General features: G+C 42.8%; 21 protein-coding genes. 9 read left to right on the forward strand and 12 right to left on the reverse strand.

Translation table 11 applies throughout. From position 1 onward, the window contains the following. Positions 1-72: 72 nt before the first annotated feature. From EGM47_RS02515 to EGM47_RS02530, 4 genes are all read right to left on the reverse strand, one after another. Complete coding sequence (locus EGM47_RS02515; protein ID WP_124979186.1) at positions 73-840, reverse strand: hypothetical protein; 768 nt, start codon at positions 838-840, stop codon at positions 73-75. A 147-nt stretch (positions 841-987) separates the two neighbouring features. Then, complete coding sequence (locus EGM47_RS02520) at positions 988-1,872, reverse strand: M14 family metallopeptidase (RefSeq protein WP_240642126.1); 885 nt, start codon at positions 1,870-1,872, stop codon at positions 988-990. Positions 1,873-1,922: 50 nt separating this feature from the next. Further along, positions 1,923-2,966, reverse strand: a complete 1,044-nt coding sequence (locus EGM47_RS02525) for an ATP-grasp domain-containing protein (RefSeq protein WP_124979187.1) — start codon at positions 2,964-2,966, stop codon at positions 1,923-1,925. Continuing rightward, positions 2,963-4,819 carry a flavohemoglobin expression-modulating QEGLA motif protein gene (locus tag EGM47_RS02530; protein ID WP_240642128.1) on the reverse strand — a complete coding sequence of 619 codons (1,857 nt, stop codon included), beginning with the start codon at positions 4,817-4,819 and terminating at the stop codon, positions 2,963-2,965. The genes EGM47_RS02525 and EGM47_RS02530 overlap by 4 nt, the downstream gene beginning before the upstream one ends. A 350-nt stretch (positions 4,820-5,169) precedes the next feature. Here EGM47_RS02530 and EGM47_RS02535 point away from each other — a divergent pair, with 350 nt between their 5' ends. The 3 genes from EGM47_RS02535 to EGM47_RS02545 all read left to right on the forward strand — a co-directional run bounded on the left by EGM47_RS02535 (position 5,170) and on the right by EGM47_RS02545 (position 8,672). Beyond that, entirely contained in the window at positions 5,170-5,841 is a 672-nt protein-coding gene (locus EGM47_RS02535; RefSeq protein ID WP_124979188.1) for a succinate dehydrogenase cytochrome b subunit, read from the forward strand. Positions 5,842-5,843: 2 nt separating this feature from the next. Further along, the gene (locus tag EGM47_RS02540) at positions 5,844-7,847 is read left to right on the forward strand and encodes a fumarate reductase/succinate dehydrogenase flavoprotein subunit (protein ID WP_124979189.1); all 2,004 of its coding nucleotides are present in this window, start codon (positions 5,844-5,846) and stop codon (positions 7,845-7,847) included. Between the two features lie 78 nt (positions 7,848-7,925). Beyond that, positions 7,926-8,672 carry a succinate dehydrogenase/fumarate reductase iron-sulfur subunit gene (locus EGM47_RS02545; RefSeq protein ID WP_124979190.1) on the forward strand — a complete coding sequence of 249 codons (747 nt, stop codon included), beginning with the start codon at positions 7,926-7,928 and terminating at the stop codon, positions 8,670-8,672. 226 nt (positions 8,673-8,898) lie between these two features. On the opposite strand, the gene EGM47_RS02550 is transcribed toward EGM47_RS02545, so the two are convergent. Further along, positions 8,899-9,912 carry a fasciclin domain-containing protein gene (locus tag EGM47_RS02550; RefSeq protein ID WP_124979191.1) on the reverse strand — a complete coding sequence of 338 codons (1,014 nt, stop codon included), beginning with the start codon at positions 9,910-9,912 and terminating at the stop codon, positions 8,899-8,901. 377 nt (positions 9,913-10,289) lie between these two features. Between EGM47_RS02550 and EGM47_RS02555 the strand changes: the two genes are divergently transcribed. From EGM47_RS02555 to EGM47_RS02580, 6 genes are all read left to right on the forward strand, one after another. Continuing rightward, on the forward strand, positions 10,290-12,155 hold the full coding sequence (locus EGM47_RS02555; protein ID WP_124979192.1) for a M1 family metallopeptidase: 1,866 nt from the start codon (positions 10,290-10,292) through the stop codon (positions 12,153-12,155). Between the two features lie 141 nt (positions 12,156-12,296). Then, the gene (locus EGM47_RS02560) at positions 12,297-13,289 is read left to right on the forward strand and encodes an aspartate-semialdehyde dehydrogenase (protein ID WP_124979193.1); all 993 of its coding nucleotides are present in this window, start codon (positions 12,297-12,299) and stop codon (positions 13,287-13,289) included. A 52-nt stretch (positions 13,290-13,341) separates the two neighbouring features. Further along, a complete protein-coding gene (locus EGM47_RS02565) occupies positions 13,342-14,646 on the forward strand; it encodes a T9SS type A sorting domain-containing protein (protein ID WP_124979194.1) in 1,305 nt (434 codons plus the stop codon). A gap of 2 nt (positions 14,647-14,648) precedes the next feature. Next, positions 14,649-16,811 carry a prolyl oligopeptidase family serine peptidase gene (locus EGM47_RS02570; protein ID WP_124979195.1) on the forward strand — a complete coding sequence of 721 codons (2,163 nt, stop codon included), beginning with the start codon at positions 14,649-14,651 and terminating at the stop codon, positions 16,809-16,811. A 167-nt stretch (positions 16,812-16,978) separates the two neighbouring features. Continuing rightward, positions 16,979-18,499 (forward strand): choice-of-anchor I family protein, encoded by a 1,521-nt coding sequence (locus EGM47_RS02575; RefSeq protein WP_124979196.1) that lies wholly within the window; start codon positions 16,979-16,981, stop codon positions 18,497-18,499. Positions 18,500-18,571: 72 nt separating this feature from the next. Further along, positions 18,572-19,546 carry an ABC transporter ATP-binding protein gene (locus tag EGM47_RS02580; protein WP_124979197.1) on the forward strand — a complete coding sequence of 325 codons (975 nt, stop codon included), beginning with the start codon at positions 18,572-18,574 and terminating at the stop codon, positions 19,544-19,546. Between the two features lie 57 nt (positions 19,547-19,603). Here the strand turns inward: EGM47_RS02580 and truB are convergent, their stop codons facing one another. The 7 genes from truB to EGM47_RS02615 form a co-directional block, all read right to left on the reverse strand. Next, the gene (gene truB / locus EGM47_RS02585; RefSeq protein ID WP_124979198.1) at positions 19,604-20,326 is read right to left on the reverse strand and encodes a tRNA pseudouridine(55) synthase TruB; all 723 of its coding nucleotides are present in this window, start codon (positions 20,324-20,326) and stop codon (positions 19,604-19,606) included. Positions 20,327-20,472: 146 nt separating this feature from the next. Then, a complete protein-coding gene (locus tag EGM47_RS02590; RefSeq protein WP_124979199.1) occupies positions 20,473-21,183 on the reverse strand; it encodes a tellurite resistance TerB family protein in 711 nt (236 codons plus the stop codon). Between the two features lie 68 nt (positions 21,184-21,251). Beyond that, positions 21,252-21,764 carry a DUF2480 family protein gene (locus EGM47_RS02595; RefSeq protein ID WP_124979200.1) on the reverse strand — a complete coding sequence of 171 codons (513 nt, stop codon included), beginning with the start codon at positions 21,762-21,764 and terminating at the stop codon, positions 21,252-21,254. 2 nt (positions 21,765-21,766) lie between these two features. After that, on the reverse strand, positions 21,767-22,087 hold the full coding sequence (locus EGM47_RS02600) for a DUF59 domain-containing protein (RefSeq protein WP_124979201.1): 321 nt from the start codon (positions 22,085-22,087) through the stop codon (positions 21,767-21,769). Between the two features lies 1 nt (position 22,088). After that, complete coding sequence (locus tag EGM47_RS02605; RefSeq protein ID WP_124979202.1) at positions 22,089-22,514, reverse strand: SufE family protein; 426 nt, start codon at positions 22,512-22,514, stop codon at positions 22,089-22,091. Then, positions 22,514-22,987: an META domain-containing protein gene (locus EGM47_RS02610; RefSeq protein WP_124979203.1), complete on the reverse strand. Its 474-nt coding sequence runs from the start codon at positions 22,985-22,987 to the stop codon at positions 22,514-22,516. The genes EGM47_RS02605 and EGM47_RS02610 overlap by 1 nt, the downstream gene beginning before the upstream one ends. A 27-nt stretch (positions 22,988-23,014) precedes the next feature. Beyond that, positions 23,015-24,229, reverse strand: a complete 1,215-nt coding sequence (locus EGM47_RS02615) for an aminotransferase class V-fold PLP-dependent enzyme (RefSeq protein ID WP_124979204.1) — start codon at positions 24,227-24,229, stop codon at positions 23,015-23,017. Positions 24,230-24,293 lie beyond the last annotated feature (64 nt).

Genomic DNA, 24,293 nt, shown 5'->3' on the forward strand with positions numbered 1-24,293 from the left:
TATTGGGGTGCAATTTAGTGGATTTCAGACACGAAACCATATGAGACATGAATCTACGTTAGTCAATCCTCATCAACCAGTAACCAGTAGTTTTCTGGCCGCGCCAATACCGCACTTTTGGTACTTGTTATAGGCTTGAGCCGCTGCTTCGGCTACTTGATCTGGTGTAGACTCTTTTATCCAAGCGCTTAGGGCCGCCTCGAGTGTATAGGCTTCTGGAGCCATCAAATGGGTAGTCCATAATAGCGGGCGGGCATTGGTTTGGACAAATAATTGATCAAAATATTGTTTTCCATAGCACGCCAGCACAATGGCATCCGTACGGTTGTCGGGTAAGGCTTCAAAAGCACCAGTGATTTCAACTTCCATCAGACCATTGTGTCCTACATACCCGATCAAATTTGCATCTCCACCAAAGCAAAGCATATTTTTATTTACAGTCAGCTCGAAACCATTACGGCCGGCAGCAGCCTCGACAAAGTCCGTGAGCGTTTGCTGGATGTATCGTCCATCATATGCATCAGCTAGTAAATAGGTATTGGATGATTTATGTTTGAAGATTAGGCGTTCCAGAATCAGGCTATCTACTTGACTGTAGGTTTTGAGCAATTGCCAATCCTTGCTGCGATTGAAGAAGGTCTTTAACCCATATCCAGCTCCCCAATAAAGATTGGTAGAGGCCTGCTGACCATTTCCTATGGATTCAGGCACAGGTGCAATGCCTTGATATTTATTATCGCAAAGGGCTACAAAAATATGAATGGCTTTGGGAGAATTGTTGGATTGAGACCAAAGTCTTGTCGAAAAACAGCACAAGAAAATCAAGAATAAATACTTCATAGCTTGAAGATAATTGATTCTAATTTAATAACTAAGACTTGTTTTTGAAGTCACTCAGCTTTATGAAATTGGATATGTTTTACGGTTCACTACACATCGGGAAACAGTTAATACCACATCGCATTATTGCTTCATGCATCAGTAGAATCATTTAATTTCCTCCACCACAAAAAATCCGTCATTTCCCTGTCCTTGGTACAATGGCATAAAAATATGGGCATTCCATTGACTGCGGATTTCCCGACCATTGTGGGTGGCGAGCACTTCGTTCTTGACTATGTGATCAAAATTATGGAATCCAGGTTTCATTTCAAATTTGTCAGAGGCTTGGAGCTCGTGACGATAAATAATGTCAAAACTTTGTTGCTCAAATTGACGAAGACTTGCGGTGCAGTTTGGGTATTCTGTGAGGGAATCCAAGGAAAGATCGCACGCCTCTTTTAAAATTAGCCAGATCATGCTTTCATGATGTTGGGCAGATTCAGGATTTTGATGGCTGCCTGCTTCAAAAGTAAAACCCGTCATCCCCAGATCTGTAAAATAATGATCGATGCTTCCCTCTACCATATCACTAAAACCACGTACAATTTTTGTTGGGAAACGCTGGGACCATTCAGCATTGTCGTTTTTGACCTGAACAGAGATATAGGGAGCACTTTCAGATGAGGTGGTATGACAATCCAGAAAATAAGCAGGTTGTTTTTCCTTACCTCCCCAATGCTTGTTGAGAAGCTGGATGATATCTTGCATTTCCGCTTCTTCGTGGGTGCGAACCTGCTGCGTTTCAATTTTGTCCTTCTTCCAGGTGCGATTAAGATCCTCATCAATAAAACGCCTATTCAGTTGCAGGGCCTTTTGATTTCCCTTGATCCCTACAAGCTTACCCTTGATGTGCGGTTGTTGCTTTGAAAGACTATTAAAAACATTTTCTAAGGCTTCAACTCCGCTGGGCTCGTTACCATGTACTCCCGCTGTTACCCATACCAAAGGGCCTTCTTGACCGGAGGAATATTGACCTATTATTCTGTTCATATGCTGATTTTTTTTGAGGTGTCGCTTTCGCGAAAGCGATAACATTAGAATTATGCCATGGTAGCCAGGCATTTGTTACCCAATGCTCCTTGGTATTTTTCTTTATAGGAAACCTTTTTTTCTATGGCCGCAATCACGCTTTTGGAGAAATCGGGTAAACCAATCTTTTCAAAATACTCCATACCTCCAGGACTGAGCAAGTTGATTTCAATTAATTTGTCATCCACGATGTCCAGGCCGACAAAAAAGAGACCATCCTTGATCAATCGCGGTGCCACGATATCGATGATTTCCTTCATGGCTGGGGTCAATTCGCTGCTATCTGCTGTGGCGCCCAGGGAAAAATTACTTCTGAATTCGCCCTCACCGGCCACACGCCTTATGATACTCAATTTACCTTCTTCTTCCATCACACGGCCATTGAGTAACAACACCCTGACATCACCTTCCTTAACTTGGGGAAGAAATTCCTGGGCGATCACGTAGCCTTCTGCCAGTAAGGTCTCTATGATCTGATTTGTGTTTCTTTCATTCTTGTCGATCAGATATACATTTTGACCTCCAGAGCCTTCGAGCGGTTTGAGCACCATACGTTGCCCCAGTTCTTCATAAAACTGCATCAGATGATCTTTATCCCGCGTAATCAGGCTTTTGGGTTTGATATGTTCAGGCAGAGATTCAAAATAGAGCTTATCGATAAAGGCATTGGCTAGCGTGTGCGCATCATTCAGTACGAGGACGCCCGAATCCTGGATCATTTGTCCAAAGCCTATTCCCGAGAATTCAGCCCATTGTCTGCTCCCTTCTTCTTCCGTGGGATTGTTTCTCAAAAAAAGTACATCCAGATCCGTGCTCACAATTTCTTCCAATGGCTGAGTTTGTATATAAGACAGTGTTTCTTCTGGGGAGCGTTTCTTATTGCTTTTAGGAATACGTGCAGCCTTGATCGAGATAGGTTTGTGGCTGTGGAAACAGAAGCTACCCACGCCGCAAATGTAGACTTCATGCCCGCGATCGTGGGCTTGGTTGATCATTCGCACGCTGGATCCACAAGATTCTGTGGCAATTTCATTTAATACAAAACATATTTTCATGATTGAGTCATTTGGGCAAGATAGGTTCCTGCGTTGATTTGTTTGAGTTGGTCCCGATAGCAATCCATGTCCAAATACCTAGGGGTAATCTTTGCAGGTAACAAGACTTGTCTTTCGGTTAATTCTTTGATAATATTGATGTGGTGCAGGGCAAATTTTCCGGATAGTAGTATTTGGAGATCTCCGCCCGAATTCAAGTAGTGCCTGAGCTGCACAAAACCCTTGAGATATATAATGTCCTTGAGGAATCCGCCACCCTGAAACATACGCGAAGTAATATTAAATGCCCTGTCCCGATCAAATCCATAGGTGTTTTTCAGCAGGTCAAACATTTCTTTAAAATCACAACCCTGGATCAGTGCATCGCCAGCGATTACCCTTCCTGCGAGTGTCCTGAGTCGGTTAGGGGTGAGGGAGCCACAGAGATATTCGGCCATGACCGCCAGACCTTCCTGTAAGGTATCATAATCTGCCAAGCCTGCTTTCATTTGTGTAAGTGGCTGCTGCGAACCATTATAATAGGTCAGTACATGGGTACCAATTTCATGTTGAAGTAGCGCCTGAGCTTCTGTTGAGGTCATGCGGTAATTATGGGGCAGGTAAAACTCACCCTGGGATACCATCATGATGTTCAAATCCTTTTTGAGGTGAATCTGACTTTTAAATTGCGGGTCCTGGGCTTTGAAATAGTCAAATTCTGCATGTACCAGGTCTTTAAAGTCATGCGCACTCAATAAATCTTCTGGTTTGGGTTGCGTTTGTTCCGGCAATACAGAAAGTATTTCCTGCGCCTCCTTTTTAAGATCTTTTTCCACGCCATGGAACAGTCGGATACTGCTGTAGAAAAAATTTCTAGTTCCACGTTCTTTCAGCATGGAGAGCTGCTTGTCTACCTCTTCTCGTTTTTCGTTATATAAATAGGATAGGGCAGGATCATCAATTTCATCGATACGTAAATTGAATAACTTGCGTTTCAATCGATCTGGATCTACGGGCAGTAGGCGGTAGTGATAATCCAACACTTGCTGGAAGCCAGATTCAAAAAATTTGGTCCGTATATCATTAATATTCACCGGTGCTACCAGCATCAAAAGATTGAAAGAAGACTCCAGCGCTGTCAATTCTCGATCCAGGTGAAACAATTCTTGGTGTATGCTACGTTTTCCAATGGCCGAATAACTAGGGATTCCAGCTGGTGTTTGCACCCGAATAAATTCAAAAATACCTTTTTGGATAGCCCTATAGAAGCGATCTCTGAATCGCCTGAAATATACAGGGAAAAGTATCCCCTCTTTATTTCTAAATACAGGTGGGACCTGAAGCCCAATCCAGACGGCACCTGATGTAAAAATATCGCTCTTGGAATAAGGTAAACCAGATAATTTTTGATCGGACTCACTTAAATCATGAATTTGGATGTCAATCTTTTTATGAGAAGCGATACTGTTTATTTTGAGGAGCTCTTCCCTCAAGGCTTCCATGGAGGCTGGCATACTGTCCTGTGGAGCGTTGATCTCAAAATTTAGGGAGGATTCAGGACCTGAATAGACGTCTATGATCAGAAAGGCGCGATGTCGAGCTAACATTTTTAGACTAATTCCTTCGAGTAGATTTTCATAATCAAAGGATGTTGAATCATCCAAAATAAGATAGGAGGCAGCACTTTTGACCAAGCGTTTGGTACCTGCATCTTTTTCTGTTGTACAACGATAAACCATCAAAAAAGGAAGGTTGGGCTCCAGGTGTAGGAAACCTTTACCCTCCAGAGCGGTTATAGATCGCCTTCCTGCCTCAAGATCTGTTATGATGCTGTGAATAGGACTTTCTTTTTCTACCAATTTTTGTTGGCTCAAGACTACTGTTTAATGGTTGAAGCCTGAAGATACTGCATTAGCAAAGTCTAGGAAGTACTTTTCTCATTACTTTAGTACGCCTTAAACAAAGTTTTAATAATCAAAAGGGCTTGATGGTAAAAGATTTCAGTGCTATGAATTGCATCTGTGATGATAGTTGAACAACACCCCCAACAGATTCTTCATCTTCTCTATTGAAAGGATGCAGGAAAAGCACCTACCAAGTAAAGGAAGATGCATGTTTTATTAAGATTCAATCCAAATAAGAGGGCAAAAGAAGTGCTTTTAACTATTACGATTGAAATTGAAACGCCTGGCAGTTATCTTTGCAGCAAACTAAAAAATTATACATGAGTGCATTAGTAAAATCATCGCTTGCCAGAAAATGGGTCATGGCATTATCCGGACTCTTCCTGGTTGTTTTTCTTACGCAACACTTTGTTATAAATATTACTTCCGTGATTGCACCGGATACTTTTAATGAATGGTCGCACTTTATGGGATATAATCCACTGGTGCAGTACGTAGCCCAGCCTATTCTACTTGGAGGTTTGATCGTACACTTTGTAATGGGGATTATTCTTGAGCTCCAAAACAACAAGGCACGCCCTGTGAAATATGCCCAATTTTCTGGAAACTCTAATTCGCAATGGGTATCCAGAAACATGATTATCACCGGATTAGTAGTATTAGCGTTCTTAGGATTACACATGTATGATTTCTGGGCACACGAAATGCAATACAAGTATATTTCCTTTCTGGAAGAGGATTCCACCCGATATTATGCCGAAACCGTAGCTAAGTTCCAGCCGGTATGGAGAACTGTTATTTATGTGATATCGTTTATTTTGTTGGCTATGCATCTATGGCACGGCTTCAATAGCTCTTTCCAATCCATGGGATTAAAGAGTGTAAGAAAGGGAGAGGGGATCAAAAAGTTTTGCTACGCCTGGTCAATTTTGATTCCAGCAGGCTTCATTTTGATTGCACTTTATCATCATTTTAATCCATTAACAGCTTAATTATGGCAGTTTTAGATTCAAAAGTACCTCAAGGACCACTTGCTGAAAAGTGGGTCAATCATAAAAATACCATCAACCTGGTCAATCCGGCCAATAAGCGTAATATCGATGTTATCGTTGTGGGAACTGGTCTTGCTGGTGGATCTGCAGCTGCTACTTTGGCAGAGCTGGGTTATAATGTAAAGACTTTCTGCTATAATGATTCACCGCGTCGTGCGCACAGTATCGCCGCTCAGGGTGGAATTAATGCAGCCAAAAACTACCAGGGAGACGGTGATTCTGATTATCGTCTATTCTACGATACTATTAAGGGAGGGGACTATAGATCCAGAGAAGCCAATGTATATCGACTTGCCGAGGTCTCTTCCAATATCATTGATCAATGTGTAGCTCAAGGGGTGCCATTTGCGAGGGAATACGGCGGATTGTTGGACAACCGTTCGTTTGGTGGAGTGTTAGTCTCAAGAACCTTTTATGCAGCAGGTCAAACCGGGCAGCAATTATTGCTTGGAGCATACTCTGCCTTGAATCGTCAAATCAATCGTGGTAAGGTGCAACCTTTTAATCGCCATGAAATGTTGGATTTGGTGGTAGTGGATGGTAAAGCCAGAGGGATTATAGCCCGTAATCTGGTGACTGGAGAAATAGAACGACATGGCGCCCATGCGGTAGTCATTGCCTCAGGAGGTTATGGAAACGTATTCTTCCTGTCCACCAATGCGATGGGAAGTAATGTGATGGCTGCCTGGAGGACCCACCGACGTGGAGCTTATTTTGCTAATCCTTGTTACACCCAAATACACCCTACCTGTATTCCAGTTTCTGGAGAGCACCAATCCAAATTAACCTTGATGTCTGAATCCCTAAGGAATGACGGACGTATCTGGGTACCCAAGAAAAAGGAGGATGCTGAAGCTATTCGTGCTGGAAAATTGAGAGGAGTAGACCTTAAGGAAGAAGACAGGGATTACTATCTGGAGCGCAGATATCCAGCTTTTGGTAACCTGGTTCCTCGAGATGTAGCGTCCCGTGCTGCCAAAGAGCGTTGTGATGCTGGTTATGGGGTCAATAAAACCGGTAATGCGGTTTATTTGGACTTTGCCGCTTCTTTCTTGAGATATGGAAAGGTAGAGGCCTTGACCAGTGGAAACAAAAATGCCACAGAACAAGAAATGATTGCTTTGGGTAAAAAAGTGATCGAAAAGAAATACGGTAACTTGTTCGACATGTACCGCAACATCACCGATGAAAACCCCTACGAGGTACCCATGAAGATTTTTCCTGCGGTACACTATACGATGGGTGGACTGTGGGTGGATTACAACTTACAAACCACTGTTCCAGGTTGTTTTGCCGCTGGTGAAGCAAACTTCTCTGATCATGGAGCCAATCGACTAGGGGCAAGTGCATTGATGCAAGGTTTGGCCGATGGATACTTTGTACTACCATACACCATTGGTGATTACTTGGCCAATGAGATCAGAACAGGTGAAATCCCAACAGATTCTCCAGAATTTGAGCAGGCAGAGAAGGATGTGCGCAACCGTATTGAGAAATTGATGAATGCGTCTGGAACACACTCGGTTGATTATTATCATAAAAAACTGGGGCTGATCATGTGGAATAAATGTGGAATGTCCCGTAATGCCGAGGACCTCCAAAAAGCCATGGATGAAATCAAGGAACTGCGTGAGGATTTCTGGAAAAATGTAAAGATTCCAGGAAGCGCCAATACTAAAAATCAAGAATTGGAAAAAGCAGGTCGCGTGGCCGACTTCCTTGAGTTGGGTGAATTGTTTGCCAAGGATGCGCTGACGCGAAATGAAAGCTGTGGGGGTCACTTTAGGGAAGAGTATCAAACTGAAGAAGGAGAGGCCTTAAGAGATGATGAAAACTTTGCCTTTGTCAGTGCTTGGGAATACAACGAAAACCCCAGGGATGCAAAGTTACACAAGGAAGACCTTGTGTTTGAAAATGTAGAATTGAAAACCAGATCCTATAAATAGGATTTCCTGCGCTAGCTACAGCTCAGGAGGCTCGATCTATGATCATTGAGCTTCATAAAAATTAAATAACTGAACGTTATGAAATTGACACTTAAAATATGGCGTCAAGCCGGACCAGACCAAAAAGGTAAGTTGGTGACCTATCCCTTGGATGGGGTTGATGGTGACATGTCTTTTCTGGAAATGATGGACATTCTCAACGAGGAATTGGTCAATAAAGGAGAAGAGCCAGTGGAATTTGATCACGATTGTCGTGAAGGAATATGTGGTTCCTGTAACATGATGATCAATGGTCAACCGCATGGTCCTCAAAAATTGACGACCACTTGCCAATTGCACATGAGAAAATTCAATGATGGCGATACGATTACTATTGAGCCGTGGAGAGCTGCTGCATTTCCAGTCATCAAAGATCTTATCGTGGATAGAACATCCTTTGACCGTATCCAGCAGGCAGGAGCATATGTCTCAGTAAACACTTCTGGAAATACCCAAGATGCCAATGCTATTCCTATTGAAAAAGCAAAGGCTGATGAGGCATTTCATTCTGCAACCTGCATCGGTTGTGGAGCATGTGTTGCGGCTTGTAAGAATGCTAGTGCGATGTTGTTTACGAGTGCCAAGGTTTCACAATATGCTCTGTTGCCTCAAGGAGAAGTAGAGGCTACACAGCGTGTTCAAAATATGGTACGCCAGATGGATATTGAAGGATTCGGGAACTGTACGAATACAGGTGCCTGTATGGTCGAGTGTCCTAAGGGTATCAAACTTGAAAATATTGCCCGCATGAACAGGGAATATCTTAAAGCGGAAACCATAGGGTAAACCGAATCAGTTACCTACTACATTGAAGCTGTTTTATCATTGCATAAGACAGCTTTTTTAATTTGGGTTCCAATGGTTGCCGATTTTTCTGTTTCCGGATGAGTAAAAGCTGGCCACTTTCGCCTTGAGCGATATTATCCTGCTGAATCCAATCCTATATGTTGCATCACAAAAAAACCTCGGAAATCTCCCGAGGTTTTTTGTTTAAACTAAGTTCGTTTGTGTACTACTGTGCTGCTAATGATCCAGCTACGCGTTGGATAGTTCCATTAGAGGTTTGAATGATAGCGTTATCATCATTGAGAATATTCACTACATTAGGGAAGAAACCACCGGTCGTTGTTAATGTAGCATTGCCATCGCTATCACGACCAGCAGTAGCTACGCGAGTTCTGGTGCGTACGGTTTGTCCGTCCTGTAGCATATTTTCGTAAAAACTACCTTCTGTAGATAAATGTGCATTGATAAAGTCTGAAAAACGTTGTCCAGCAGAAATACTACCATCAGGATTCCCGTTGAGCACCAGATCCAAAGTTGGGTCTTCAGACACAAATAATGTAAAAGGAGCTTGATTGGTGACCGTGAACTTTTGATCACAAATATCTCTGATCTCCGTAAAATCACCACTTAATTCTACCAAATTTTTCAGCGCACTAAATTGGTCGCTCAAAGCTACTATAGAAAACAAGGTAGATGGTTCGATAATTTGATTGATCTCAGTGGCTCTACCGTTGATAAAAGTCAAGGTCTCATTACTGATAGAGACACCATTAACTGTGGGGACACCGTCGATAGTCTTAACGATGGCAGTCAAATGGTTTTCTGAATTGAATAGCTGAGTAGCTTTGGTTTCTACAAATAATTCGGAATTAGCAGCTGCTGATGTCAGGTCGAGATCAGTGACGATAACATGATTCAGCAATACTTGACGCATATAATCTACAGGTACATCTTCTATGGATGCGAAACCATTTTCTGCCAGAAACAAATTCAAAGCCAAGTTATTGGGGAGAAATATTTTAAGTCCAGCTTGTGCATCAGTTTGCCCCATCAATCCAGTGTATTCTAAAGCGTCATTCAGCTGGGAAAACTCAGGATTGCTTTTAACGTAGTTGGAAATAGTGAACTTTGAAGGATCTTGATAAAGATCTTCGTTGGTCAATTCGTCTCCTGAACAAGAAACCAGCCCGGCAATCATCATTAAAACGCCTGCTATTCTAAGAGTAATATTTGTATTCAAAACTTTCTCGGTTTTCGATTATATGTACAAAGTAAAGGATGAAATACATTTAATTGGTTAAATCAAAGTTAATCAACTGAATTTAATCTATGATAGTTGCAGATCATCTATCTTAAAAATATGGAGCTATAAAACATAAGATGTTGTTTACCAGTTAGTTGTATAAAATTAATTACCCATTGGATGTGCTTTGATGATTATCTTAAAAAATTTGCATTTCATCGAATGTTAAAATTATAAATCAGCAGTTATGCAATTATTATTTATCTGAAGTTAATTATATTTCATTGGCTCAGAAAGTTTTTTTCGATCAGCACAAGAGAGGTGAAACTTGTCTCTAGAGATCATTTATTATCTTAGCCCAACAATAAAAAATCATGAAAAAAATACTTGTCCTTTGTTTTACCGTCTTGCTATTGGCAAGCTGTGGTTCTAAACAATCAACAACCCAGGCTAACAACTCTTCAAAAGCTGCTACCTATTGGCAACAGCATGTAGATTATCAGATGGATGTCCAAATGGATGTTCACCGATATCAGTATACTGGTTCTCAGGAATTAGTATATACCAATAATTCTCCAGAGACCCTTGACCGGGTATATTATCACCTCTTTTTCAATGCTTTTCAACCAGGCAGCCAAATGGACGTAAGATCCAGAACTATTTCTGACCCCGATCGTCGTGTAGGTTCTCGTATTGCGTCACTTTCTCCTAACGAGCAGGGATACTTACATGTCAACAACATGACGCAGGATGGTAGGGCTGTTCAAGCCAGCGAGGAGGGCACAATTTTGGTAGTGGAGCTGGCCAAGCCCATAGGTCCAGGTGAGTCATCTACTTTGAAATTGGATTTTAACGGTCAGGTTCCTGTACAGATCAGACGTAGTGGTAGAAACAATGCTGAAGGTGTCGCCCTTTCCATGACCCAGTGGTTTCCCAAAATGGCCGAATTTGATAAATACGGTTGGAACACCACTCCATATATAGGAAGGGAATTTCATGGTGTTTGGGGAGATTTTGATGTCAAAATTACCTTGGACAAAGATTACACGATTGGGGGAACGGGTTACCTACAAAACCCCAAAGATATAGGTCATGGGTATGATCAACCCAACTCCGGTCCTGCCAAAGGAAAAGATGGGAAATTGACCTGGCATTTCAAAGCTCCTCGTGTACACGACTTTGCCTGGGGCGCAGATCCGAATTATATCCACGATATTTACAAGGGAGCAAACGGAGTTGATCTTCACTTCTTTTACAAAGACAATGATGCTATCAAAGAAAACTGGAAAAGACTTCAGCCCACAACCAATGACTTCCTAAAATACTTTAATGAAAATATTGGCCCTTATCCATATAAGCAATATTCTGTTATCCAGGGTGGAGATGGAGGAATGGAATATGCCATGTGTACCTTAATTACCGGTGAGCGTAACTTTGGTAGTTTGGCAGGAGTAACTGCTCACGAGTTTGCCCACTCTTGGTTCAATCACGTACTGGCTACCGATGAATCAAAACATGAGTGGATGGATGAAGGCTTTACGACCTACATTTCCAGTCTTGCCATGAACGACTTGTTTGATGAGGGCAAGAAAAATCCTCATCTTTCGTCCTATCAGAGTTATATCTATTTGGCCAATTCTGGCACCGAAAAACCACAAACCACTCACGCAGACCGATACGATACCAATCGCGCTTATGGTATAACGGCCTATGGAAAAGGCGCTGTCTTTTTAAGTCAGCTTGGATATATTGTGGGTATGGATGTACGTGACCAAATCATCAAGGAATACTATGACACCTGGAAATTCAAACATCCAGATCCCAATGATTTCAAGAGGGTCGCTGAACGCGTCAGTGGCTTTGACCTGGAATGGTATCTACGTGACTGGACCATGACTACCAATACAATTGACTATGCGATTGAGGATATGGGAAGTGTGGATGGAGTGAGTACGGTAACGCTTTCGCGAAAGGGGCTAATGCCGATGCCACTGGATGTCCAGGTCACTATGACTGATGGATCTAAAAAAATGTACTATATCCCGCTCGAAGAGATGAGAGGGCAAAAGCAAGTAGACCGCAACACAGCGATTGTGGAAGATTGGGCATGGGCTTACCCGACCTATGAATTAAAACTAGAGGGAGTGAACATGGAAAATATACGCAGCGTGACTATAGATCCAGAAGAATGGATGGCTGATGTAGATCGTGAGAACAACACTTGGCAACTGGAAGAATAAATAAGAAGTCAAAACACAAAAACGGCATCATCTCAACAAGGTGATGCCGTTTTTTTACAGTGTCATGTAAAAAAGTACACCAAAACCAGGTATATTTTCCTGCATACATAATACTTTTACCTTAAATTAAATTAAAACTTCATGAAAATAGCAGTAGTAGGCGTCACCGGAATGGTGGGCAAAGTCATGCTGAGCGTTTTAGAAGAACGCCAATTGGACATCACCACCCTTATACCTGTGGCTTCAGAGAAGTCCGTAGGTACTGAAATTACTTTTAAGGGTCAGCCTGTAAAGGTGGTAGGCATGAAAGAAGCTATTGATATGAAACCAGATATAGCCTTGTTTTCTGCAGGAGGCTCAGTGAGTCAGGAACACGCACCAGCATTTGCCGCTGTGGGTACTACAGTCATTGACAATTCCAGTGCTTTTAGAATGGATGCTGACAAAAAATTGATTGTTCCTGAAATCAATGCGGCCAGCCTGACCAAAGAGGACAAGATCATCGCTAACCCTAACTGCTCTACCATTCAAATGGTGCTGGCGCTTGCTCCATTACACAAAAATTATGGGATTAAGAGGTTGGTGGTCTCCACTTACCAATCGATTACTGGAACTGGTGTCAAAGCAGTGGAACAATTGGAAAATGAGTATTATGGTAAAAAGGGAGAAATGGCTTATCCCTATCCTATTCATCGTAATGCATTGCCACACTGTGATGTATTTGAGGAAAATGGCTATACCAAGGAAGAAATGAAACTCGTGAGGGAGACACAAAAAATCTTGGACGACCGTAGTATAGCTGTTACCGCTACCGCTGTTCGTATTCCAGTGGTGGGAGGTCACTCAGAAAGTGTGAATATCGAATTCGAAAAGGACTTTACTGAAGCCGATGTACGTCGCCTGCTGTCTGAAACAGAAGGTGTAGTGGTTCAGGATAACCCAGATGTGAATACTTATCCAATGCCTTTGATGGCACACGGAAAAGATGAGGTTTTTGTTGGACGTATCAGACGCGATCATTCTCGGGAGAATTGTTTGAACATGTGGATCGTGGCTGACAATTTGAGAAAAGGTGCCGCTACAAACGCCGTACAGATCGCACAACACCTGATTACCCATAACTTATTAGGCTAGTCGACTCAGATTGAGGGCTGTATTTTTCTTAACTTTACCAGAAAGACTTTTCATGTTAAAAAAAATACTCTTCCTATGTTGTCTGCTTTGTATGGGGTTGTTACAAGCCCAGTTCTGGACAGAGACTTACTCAGGATTTTCTACCAACCTAAGAGGGTTGAGCAAGTTTGATATTGTTGATGCGTCAGTCACCTGGGCAGTTGGATACGATGGAGTGAATACCAATAATAACATTCAAGAATTTTCAAAAACAGTAGATGGCGGCGTCACTTGGACTGCTGGAAATATTGATGTAGGTGATACAGGCTTGGGGATAGGTAATATCTCTGCGCTAGACGCCATGCAGGCTTATGTTTCTATTTATCCACGCGCGTCAGGTCAACAAGGAGGGATTTGGAAAACAGTTGACGGTGGAACTACGTGGACATTAGAAGCCAATGCAGGTTTTACCTCCAGCGCTAGTTTTTTAAATATTGTTCATTTTTTTGATGCTACTACCGGACTGGCCATCGGAGATCCTGTAAATGGGTTTTGGGAAATCTATCGCACGACCAATGGTGGATCTAGTTATTCACGTGTGGCTTCCAGTCAAATTCCTGCTCCACTTGCAGGCGAAACAGGTTATATTGCCCAATTTGAAAGCTTTGGGGACAATATATGGTTCACTACCAGTGAGGGCCGCATTTATCATTCCGTTGATAAGGGCGCAAGCTGGAATGTTTATCAATCTCCTATAAATGATTTTGGAGGGACTACTATCGCTGGAGATATCGCCTTTGCCACGGGCTTACGCGGAGTGATTCAAGACAACAGTGGTAATTTATATCGGACCGTTGACGCCGGTCAGACCTGGAACAATATAGTCATTTCTGGAGTGGGAACCCCTTACGGCGGATCTATCGATTATCTCCCCAACACCTTTTTTATGGTTAGTACTGGTGGTGACCCTAGCTTTGCTGGCAGCTCCTATTCCAGGGATGACGGTGTAACATGGATAAATATTGACACTGAACAACATGTGGATTGCGCTTTCTTGGATGATAATACTGGTTTTAGCGGTGGTTTTAGCAATGCCACGGCCATGTTGGGCGCTTATCGCTATACCAGCACAGTGTTGAGTAATCCAGACGAAGCTCTCGCCCAAGATTTTATGGTCTTTCCCAATCCAGTTGGTGAACAATTGAACATCCAGACCAATTTATCTTGGAACAAAGCCATCGTTTATGATCTCAATGGTCGGCAAGTCCTAGACTCTAGGAGTCCGCAAATTGATGTGGGATTCTTAAACACTGGCTTGTACTTTATTGAAATATCTTCTGATGCGGGTTCACGTCGCATCCAATTCCTGAAAAAATAATTATGAATAAATATCTAATCGGAGCAGTGGCTTTGGCGGCACTGACCTCCTGTAAAAACGATCAAGAAAAAACCCAAAGCCTAGCCATGAAGTATCCTGATACCAAGAAAGTGGATACCGTTGATGTTTATCACGGTGTTGAAGTAGCAGATCCCTACAGATGGCTGGAAGATGATCGTAGCGAGGAAACTGAGGCCTGGGTCAAAGCCCAAAATGAGGTCACGCAAAACTACTTGTCACAAATCAGCTTTCGCGAAAGCATCAAAAAAAGACTCACCGAACTCTGGAATTATGAAAAGATAGGGACTCCTTTTGACGAAGGCGATTTTACTTATTTCTACAAGAACGACGGACTCCAAAATCAATATGTCATCTATCGTTATCCCAAGGGAGGCGATGAAGACCAAGCCGAAGTTTTCCTTGATCCCAATACGTTCAGTGAAAAGGGGACTACCTCATTGGGGGGTGCCAGTTTTACGGAGGATGGTTCGCTATTTGCCTATTCGATCAGTGAGGGCGGAAGTGATTGGCGCAAGATCATCGTTCTGGACACCAAAACCATGGAAAAAGTTGGGGATACCCTCAAAGATGTAAAATTTTCTGGGATGTCCTGGAAAGGCAATGATGGATTCTTTTATTCCAGTTACGACAAGCCAAAGGGAAGCGAATTAAGTGCGATGACCGACCAGCATAAACTTTATTATCACAAGTTGGGTACGTCCCAATCGCAGGATCAGGTCATCTTTGGAGGTACGCCAGATCAAAAATACCGTTATGTAGGTGGGCGGGTAACAAATGACCAAAAATACCTTGTTATTTCTGCCAGCACTTCCACTAATGGAGGTAAATTGTTTATCAAGGAACTGGATCGTCCAGACGCGCCGCTGGTGACCATTCTCGATAATTTTGATACCAATACCTACTTGATTCACAATGAAGGCAGCAAACTCTGGTTGGTGACTGACTATGAAGCGCCTAATAAGAAGATCGTCATCACTGATTTTTCGAATCCAACACAGGAGAATTGGAAAGATGTCATTCCTGAAACAGAACACGTGCTTTCTCCTTCCACAGGAGGGGGCTATATTTTTGCTGAATATATGGTAGACGCCGTCTCACAGGTCAAACAATTTCAATATGACGGTGAATTGGTCAGAGAAGTGGAATTGCCTGGTGTAGGTAATGTTGGTGGTTTTGGTGCCAAAGAGGAAGATGAAACCTTGTATTATAGCTTTACCAATTATACAACTCCTGGAAGCAGTTATCTCTACGATATTGAAAAAGGAACCTCAGAGCTTTTCAGGAAACCAGCCATCAAATTTGATAGTGATGCCTATGAAAGCAAGCAAATATTCTACACGTCCAAGGATGGCACGCAGATCCCCATGATCATCTCCCATAAAAGAGGACTGCCGCTCGATGGCAAGAACCCGACTATCCTCTACGGATACGGAGGTTTTAATATTTCTCTCAACCCTTCTTTTTCTGTCACCAGGGCAGCCTGGATGGAAATGGGTGGCGTCTATGCTGTGGCCAACTTGCGTGGCGGTGGAGAATACGGAAAGAAATGGCATGATGCAGGTACCAAAACCGACAAACAAAATGTATTTGACGATTTCATAGCGGCAGGAGAGTGGCTGAAGGACAATCAATATACAGATACGCAACACTTGGCCATTCAGGGAGGGTCCAACGGCGGACTCCTAGTAGGGGCCACGATGACCCAGCGACCTGACTTAGCAGGAGTTGCCTTCCCAGCAGTTGGTGTGCTGGATATGTTGAGATATAATAAATTTACTGCGGGAGCCGGATGGGCGTATGACTATGGAACTGCCGAAGAAGGTAAAGAAATGTTTGAATATCTGAGGGGATATTCTCCATTGCATAACATCAAAAGCGGTATTGAATACCCAGCTACCTTAATTACAACTGGAGATCATGACGATAGGGTGGTGCCAGCTCACTCCTTTAAGTTTGCCGCCGAGCTCCAATCTAAACAATCAGGAGATCAGCCCACTTTGATTAGGATAGAGACAGACGCAGGTCATGGAGCAGGAAAATCAACTGAGCAGCAAATCCAAGAATGGACCGATATTTATGGGTTTGGTCTGTACAATATGGGTTACAACCAGTTGCCTGATGTCAATAAACGTATTAAAATGTAGGTGAAATCTAAAACTTATATGTGAATTTATCATCAGCCCAGCTATTTGCTGGGCTGATTTATTTCCTAACCATTTAATAACCTTTTGGGAGTCAAAAGCTAATCATTAGTTCACCTTATCTTGACCTTGTAGGGTTTTCTTTGTGGATGTAACCAAATCATAAACTCATGAAGAAAACTTTATTCGCCTTAGTCTTTTTATCCCTCTTAATCAGTTGTAAAAACGATGATGAAGATGCACTCACTTCCATCGCTTCTACAGACATCAACTTTCAACGCGGAGCCACCATCAATGTAGGAGGAGAAGGTGCAGCTGAAATAAGTGCATATGACCCTGTATCAAAAAAACTCTTTGTCATCAATGCTGCGGCTGGCCAGGTCAATATCTATGACCTTACGAATCCCAGTTTACCTATTGAACAGCCAGCCATCACTTTGGCTTCTGGTGCTCCCAATAGTGTAGCCGTGGGAAATGACATCATAGCCGTCGCTGTTGAAAATGAAAATAAGCAAGCTCCTGGTACCGTAGAAACCTACAGTATCTCAAATTCCAGTGCAATCAACACTTACACTGTAGGAGCCCTACCAGACATGCTCACGTTTAGTCCTGATCAAAATAGCATCGTCGTGGCCTGCGAAGGTGAACCCAATGATGATTATAGTATTGATCCAGAAGGAACAGTAGGAATCATTGATCTGACGAGTGGGAATGTAAGATTGGTAGATTTTACTGCGCTTAATGGGCAGGAAAACCAATTGAAATCTGCTGGTGTCAGAATATTTGGACCTAATGCAAGTGTCGCTCAGGATTTGGAGCCAGAATTTGTGGTGGTATCTGAAGATAGCTCCACGGCCTATATCATTTGCCAGGAGAATAATGCCTTAATGAGTGTGGATATAGCCACGGGAAATATCAATTACCTACGCGCGTTTGGCGCCAAGGATTATATGAGTCCGCTGAACGCGATGGATCTAAGTGATCGGGACGATGCCAAGGAACTTAAGAATTGGCCAGTACGTTCCTTTTATCAGCCTGATGGTATGACGATCGTGAATATAGGTGGTCGAGAATATATTATTACCGCCAATGAAGGTGACGCGAGGGATTACGATAACTATTCTGAAGAAGAGCGCCTTGCTGATGTTACACTGGATCCTACCGCCTTTCCAGATGCGGCAACTTTACAGTTGGATGAAAACCTGGGTCGATTAAAAATCACCACAGCTGATGGCGATACTGATGGTGATGGCGATTATGACTTTATCTATGGATATGGTGCTAGAAGCTTTAGTCTTTGGGATACAGAGGCTCAACTGATCTACGACAGCGGAAACAGTATTTCTGCCAACACCCTTGATATGAACGCGACCAGATTTAATGATGACGACGGTCGTAGCGATGACAAAGGCGCTGAACCTGAAGCTGTGGCCGTACTAGAGATCCAAAGCAGCCAGAACCGATATATTCTCGCTGTAGCAATGGAACGCACTGATGGCGTATTGTTGTATGATATCAGCAACCCAAATAGTCCGCAATTTCTCACTTGGTTGCAACCAATGGGTGATGAAGCCCCAGAAAGCGTTTTAATGATTCCTAGAGAAGACAGTGGAAATGATAAGGCTTTGCTCATCATCAGTAATGAGGACAGTGGAACGGTGAATATTTATGAAAATAATATTGAAGACTAATTTCTAATCCGTTCAAATTTGCAAGCCCGTGTTTTTCAACACGGGTTTTTGTTTTAAGAGTACCTTTGTGACATGCTGCAAATAGAACAGGTACATTTTACTTTTCCACGTTCCCGTTTCCACAATCATAATGAGAAACCCATAACCAAAACCCTGGAAGGGATCAACTTCAATGTTTCCCAAGGTGGTTTGGTGGCAATTTTGGGAGAAAGTGGTTGCGGTAAAAGTACCTTACTAGATATGATCTATGGTTTGCTGGAGGTGGATCAAGGAAAGGTGATTTGGAAAGGAGAGGAGCTTCTAGGTCCTGACCATCATTTGGTTCCTGGACATCCCATGATGAAATATGTGCCACAGGAGTTTGACTTAATGCCCTATACCAGTGTAGCCGAAAACGTTGGGGAACACCTGAGTATACAATTGGATAACCGCATGGATCGCATACACGAATTACTGGAAGTTGTAGATATGTCGGCTTTTGCAGGCAGAAAGGTCAGCACCCTATCTGGAGGTCAAAAGCAGCGCGTAGCCATAGCCAAGGCGCTCGCTCAAGAGCCTGAATTATTGTTGCTGGACGAGCCTTTCTCACACATAGATAATTTTAGAAAAAATCATTTGAGGAGACGTCTTTTTGGTTATTTGAAAAAACAAGGGATCAGCGCGATGGTAGCGACGCACGACAAGGAAGATGTTTTATCGTTTTGCGATCAGGTCATCGTGATGCGCCATGGGAAGATTCTCGATTACAGGCCCACGATGCAGGTCTATCAAAATCCGAAAGATTTATACACCGCCCAATTATTTCACGAGGCGCAGATAATTCCTGGGGACTGGGTTCAGTCTCCAAAAGACCTGATTGTTTATCCTTATGAATTAAGCGTTGCAGACCATGGGTTTGAAGTTGTGGTTATGGAATCATATCCCACAGGTCGGGATTACCTCATCCTGGCTCAAAGGGAAGGTCTTGAGGTATTTTTTAAATCAGCTCGGGAGTTGGAAAAGGAGAGAAAAGTTCTGTTGGAATTGGTGAAAGATAAACACAGCTAAGGGTATTATTCCATTTCACTTCTATCTGAAACCTTTAAGAGCTTAATCAATCTTAGCTTACTCAGCTAGCTGCTCATCTGGGTCAGCATTAGACAATTTCGCTTCAAATTCAGCTATTTCCATAGCTTTTTCTACCTTAAAATCGCCAATGGCGGTACGTCTAAGGGCCGTTAAATGACCGCCATTATTTAATGCCTGTCCAAAATCATGGGCAATAGAGCGTATATAGGTTCCTTTACTACACCTGATTTTAAAGTGTACATCGGGGAGTTGGAAGTTGGTGATTTCAAATTCGTGAACCACCACTTCCCTGGCCTGTATTTCCGTTTCTTCTCCGGCACGGGCCAGTTCATATAGTCTTTTACCATCTTTTTTAATAGCGGAAAATATGGGCGGTTTTTGAAGGATTCGACCAGTGAAATGTTGGGTGGTTTCCCTGACTCGTTCCTCTGTAATATCATCCAAAGCAAACTCCTGATCCACCTGGGTTTCCAAATCATAACTTGGTGTCGTTGCCCCTAGACGTATCGTGCCCGTATATTCTTTCTGTTGGGCCTGGTAAGTTGAGATATTTTTGGTTTGTTTTCCTGTACATAGTATCAATAACCCACTGGCCAAAGGATCTAGCGTACCCGCGTGTCCTACCTTGATCTTTTTAATGCCATAGGCCTTCCGGATGAGCCAGCGCACCTTATTGACCACTTGAAAAGAGGTCCATTCCAGCGGTTTGTCGATTAAGATCACCTGACCTTGTTGATAGGGGTTATTGTTTTCCTGCATGGGTACAAAGGAAAGGAATTTTATAAGAATGTTGATTGTCTTTTGGGCGTCACCACAAGGGTCGGGCTATACGTTACAAGTCCTCGCATTTCCCGATATTCATCGGGAATGCTGCGGGCTTTCCACTGCTATCCCTGACGCAAGCCTTAATTCATACCACGCTCACTGCGTATGTTTTCATAAGCTTCCTGAACCTTGCGGAATTTCTCCTCGGCACCTTTTCTATGGGCCTCATCCATGTCCATGAGTTTGTCGGGATGGTATTTTTTGGCCATAGTTCGATATGCCTTTTTAACCTCGTGATCTGGGACAGACTTATCTATTTCCAAAATCTTATAAGCGTTGTCCTGATCAGCCACAAACATAGCTTTGATGGATACAAAATCCCGATCAGACAATCTTAAATATCTGGCGATCTGTTGGATCATGTGGAGTTCGGCATTGCCTACATGACCATCAGCCTGAGCAATTCCAAATAAAAAGTGTAGGATTTGTAATCTGGATTCGTATCTGGTTCGGGCGGTCAAATAGTTACAAATATTTTGCGCATTGACCTCGCGTTTTTTGACCACTTCATTAAATGTTCTAAAAATAGCATTGGCCCGATCCTTTCCATAGGCACTGACAAAATATTGTCTTACGTAGTCTAATTCCTTTTGGCTGACATGGCCATCGGCCTTGATGACCAAGGAGGTGAGTGACAACAGGTTCAATTCAAAATCTTGCGGGCTCACACTTGTACTGCGTTGCGTGTACGGGCTTCCGTAAGTGCGTTGGGTTTGGGAGCCATTACTTAAAAAAGCAGTGTAAATCCACCTGAGGATAAAGAAGATTGCTAAATAGCCTAAAAATGACATAGAATGTGTTTGAAACAAGAGACCTTGAGCTGCGTCATCGTGGTTGGGTGTTCAGTTATTGGCCGGATTTAAGATTTCTTTCGCTTATAAACAGGAACAGCACTGCATGCCTCTCCATACATGATCGACTTGGCCACAGATTGTAAGCGTTCTGTTATCATCGCATAGGCTGCCACAGGCACTGGCTTGTTGGAACAACCTTTCACGATTACTGGGTGATCCTGAAAATCTGATAGATCTAGCTGCTCAATGCTTGAACGGTACAGCGCTGTTTCCAATTGCTCCAGGTTACCGTAGACGGTCAATGCAGCGATATCCTTGAGCTGGCTTTGAACGAGCATCCAGGCCCATTGAGGTATAATAGCATCGGTACTGCAGTAGATGGCTACAAAATGACCTTGATATACGCTAAAGTCTGTGGATTTTAAACTTTCGCGAAAGCGGGATTCTACCAGTACAATACCCTCCAACAACCATTGAGAGATATCAATTTGACTTCGTTCACCGGCGGCGTAGTAATCTTCCAGGTCAAGAACCTTGAGTTTGGACTGTGCTACTCTATTGATGATCTCTTCGGCCATGGCTAAAGCATTCCTAATTCAAGTTTTGCCTCCTCGCTCATCAGATCTTTGTTCCAGGGAGGATCAAAAGTGATTTCCACTTCGGCATCATTTACCTCTTTCAAGGTCTTTACTTTTTCCTCTACCTCTACAGGTAGGGTCTCGGCTACTGGACAATTGGGGGAGGTAAGAGTCATTAAGATCTTTACATCACCATCTGTGCTGACCATAACATCATAAATCAGTCCCAGTTCATAAATATCTACTGGGATTTCTGGATCGTAGATGGTTTTGAGTACACGCACTACTTTCTCTCCTACTTCCTGTCCGTTGATTTCTTCCATCTTAATTAAGTTGTGTTTGATAGGCTACAGCATACATCTTTAACTGTTTGATCATGGAGACCAAACCGTTGGCTCTTGTGGGTGAAAGATGTTCCTTCAATCCTATTTCGTCAATAAAACTTGTATCGGCAGCGACTACCGCAGCTGGGGGTTGCCCTGACCAAGCTCTGATCAATATGGCAATGATTCCTTTGGTAATGATGGCGTCGCTATCTGCTGTAAAAACAATCTGGTCATCTTCCAAAGTGGCATCCACCCAAACTTTGGATTGGCAACCTTTGATCAATCGATCATTGGTTTTTAGTTCTTCGTTAATGAGCGGAAGACTTTTTCCCAGATCTATCATGTATTCATAGCGCTGCATCCAATCGTCAAACATGGAAAACTCTTCTACGATTTCCTCTTGTATGTCTTTTATGTCTGGCATTAGTTTTTCTTCTCTGTGGCCGGAAGCGCTGTAATCAATGTTTCTCCTGACTCATCCAATAGGTGCAACTTTCCTTCTTCCATGCTGTATGCATCGACCTGGGATAAATGGTTCATATAATCTCGCTCGATATCGGCTGTATTCTCGCAGTACATTTTGGTGCTCATGAGCATGCCGATTTCCAGCTTATTTTCTTTAGGATTGCTGATAGGCCCTGAGTATTGATTGCAAGAGGAATAACCAGAGATGCGTGATTCCTCACCCAAGCTCACCTCAATTGTAATATCGTGTTCTGTATAGTCGTTTTCACCGACCATGGTAACATTATATTGGCCTGCCCAATCCTTCATCGACTTACTGTCGGCGGTTGTTTCAGTCAGAGCACTAGCATCTGTTTCTTCTGTTTTATTTTCTCCACATTCCTGGGCCTGAACCAATAGGAATAAACCGAAAATGATACTTAGTAATTTCATAATTTCTTATTTTGGTTATCTACAAAGTTAAGACAACATATTTACAGCACGATGCAAAGCCTGTACCATAACATCAATTTCGTCTTTGGTATTATAAAAAGCAAAGCTGGCCCTGATCGTTCCAGGTATACCAAATCTGTCCATAACCGGCTGGGCACAGTGATGTCCTGTCCTAACCGCAACCCCTAATTTATCCACGATCGTACCTATGTCATAAGGGTGCAGCGAACTTACATTGAAGCTTATGACTGCAGCTTTGTCAGTCACCTCACCATAAATTTTGGCTCCAGGAATTTTTTTAATCGCCTCAGTACCGTATTCCAACAATTCATGTTCATAAGCAGCGATGTTATCCATGCCCAACTCATTGAGGTAATCAATAGCTGCGCCCAGTGCAATTCCACCTGCAATATTGGGTGTACCGGCTTCAAATTTATGTGGAAGGCCGGCATAAGTGGTTTTCTCAAAAGTTACCTGATCGATCATTTCTCCACCACCTTGGTAAGGAGGTAGTTGATTCAATGCATCTTCTTTACCGTAAAGTATTCCAATTCCAGTAGGACCACACATTTTATGTCCAGCCATGGTATAGAAATCTGCATCCAACTCCTGCATATCTAATTTCATGTGCCCACAGGACTGTGCGCCATCAATAAGTGTCATAGCACCGTATTTTTTGGCTTCCTTGATAATATCTTTCACTGGATTGGTCACACCAAGGGCGTTAGAGATATGGTTGACCACCACAAAGGCAGTTTTATCGTTCAGTATCTTTTTATAAGCATCCATGTCCAAGGTTCCATTTTCCAAGACCGGAATGACTTTTAGATGCGCTCCAACGCGCTCACAAAGCATTTGCCAAGGAACTATGTTAGAGTGATGCTCTACCGAGCTCACGATGAGTTCGTCTCCTTTATTTACAAACACATGCGCTCCATGGGCAACAGCGTTGATAGAATGTGTATTCCCAGACGTAAAAATTACTTGTTTGGCCTTAGGTATGTTAAAAAAGACCCTGGCTTTTTCACGTGCTGCTTCAAAAAGATCCGTCGCTTCCTGGCTCAAAGCATGTACGCCACGGTGGATATTGGCATTGTATCGTGTATAATATTCGGTAATGGCGTCTATGACCTGTTGAGGTTTTTGAGATGTCGCGGCATTGTCAAAATAGATCAGTGGTTGACCATTTACCTCTCTGGATAAAATGGGAAAATCGGCCCTTATTTTCTGTATATCTAGCATAGCACACAAAGGTACGATCCAGCGGATAAACAGCTGATCTTTTGGCCTTCATTTGGGAGTTGGG

The sequence above is a fragment of the Nonlabens xiamenensis genome (assembly GCF_003865345.1).
In the GTDB taxonomy this organism is placed as follows: Bacteria; Bacteroidota; Bacteroidia; order Flavobacteriales; family Flavobacteriaceae; genus Nonlabens; species Nonlabens xiamenensis.